Annotated in this window: 1 protein-coding gene; it reads left to right on the top strand. The window is 77.0% G+C overall.

Annotated features, from left to right (window positions below; translation table 11 throughout):
- Positions 1 to 90: 90 nt before the first annotated feature.
- A complete protein-coding gene (alr, locus tag HTZ82_RS07440; protein WP_175408498.1) occupies positions 91 to 1,284 on the top strand; it encodes an alanine racemase in 1,194 nt (397 codons plus the stop codon).
- Positions 1,285 to 1,342: the final 58 nt, after the last annotated feature.

The raw sequence follows: 1,342 nt of genomic DNA, 5'->3' as shown, positions 1-1,342 counted from the left end.
CCCCCGATTCGGGAAGGGGCGGGGTGGGGAAAGACCCGGCGGACGGGAGGAGCGGCCTGGCCCGTGGGCGTACCTGAGACACTGGGCGCGATGAGCGAGACACCACAGCACCTCAGCGCCGCCCGCGAGCACGCGCACCGGGAGACGGTTCGCGCCCGCGCCGAGATCGACCTCGGCGCCCTCCGCGCCAACGTCCGCGCCCTGCGTGCCCGTGTCGCCCCGCAGGGGGCCCGGGTCATGGGCGTCGTGAAGGCCGACGCGTACGGGCACGGCGCCGTGCCGTGCGCCCGTGCCGCGCTGGACGCGGGCGCCGCGTGGCTGGGCACGGCCACGCCGTACGAGGCGCTCGCGCTGCGCGCCGCCGGGATCGACGCCCCGGTCCTGTGCTGGCTCTGGACGCCCGGCGGGCCCTGGCGCGCGGCCGTCGAGGCGGACGTGGACGTGACGGTCAGCGGCCTGTGGGCGCTCGACGAGGTCCGCGAGGCCGCCCGCGCCGCGGGCCGCGCCGCACGCGTCCAGCTCAAGGCCGACACGGGTCTCGGCCGCAACGGCTGCCTGGCCGCCGACTGGCCCCGCCTCGTCGGCGAGGCGCTCAGGGCGCAGGCCGACGGCCTGGTCCGGGTCACCGGCCTGTGGTCGCACTTCGCGTGCGCCGACGAGCCGGGCCACCCGTCGATCGCCGCCCAGCTCGCCGAGTTCCAGGACATGCTGGAGTACGCGGAGAAGGCCGGCGTCGAGCCGGAGGTGCGGCACATGGCCAACTCGCCCGCCACGCTCACCCTGCCCGAGGCCTCCTTCGACCTCGTACGGACCGGTGTGGCGATGTACGGCATCTCGCCCGGCCCGGAGCTGGGCACGCCAGCCGACTTCGGGCTGCGGCCCGTGATGCGGCTCTCCGCCGACGTGGCCTCCGTGAAGCAGGCCCCGGCGGGCCTCGGCGTCAGCTACGGCCACCACTACGTCACCGACCGCGAGACCACCCTCGCCCTCGTCCCGCTCGGCTACGCGGACGGCGTCCCGCGCCACGCGTCGGGCCGCGGGCCTGTCCTGCTGGGCGGCGCGGTGCGGACGGTGGCCGGCCGGGTCGCGATGGACCAGTTCGTCGTGGACCTCGGCACGGACACGGTCGAGCCCGGCGCCCGCGCGGTGCTGTTCGGCCCGGGCGACGACGGGGAGCCGACGGCCGAGGACTGGGCGCGGGCCGCCGGCACCATTGCGTACGAGATCGTGACCCGCGTCGGCGGGCGCGTGCCGCGCGTGTACGTCGACGACGAGCCGGAGTAGCGGGGGGTACGGGGAACGTGACGGAGACCGGAGCGGAGGGCGCCCTCGGTGCCGCCGC

Source organism: Streptomyces sp. TRM64462, from assembly GCF_013362995.1.
Lineage (GTDB): Bacteria > Actinomycetota > Actinomycetes > Streptomycetales > Streptomycetaceae > Streptomyces.
The sequence above is the reverse complement of the archived record's forward strand: the minus strand, read 5'-3'. Positions and strand labels throughout refer to the sequence as shown.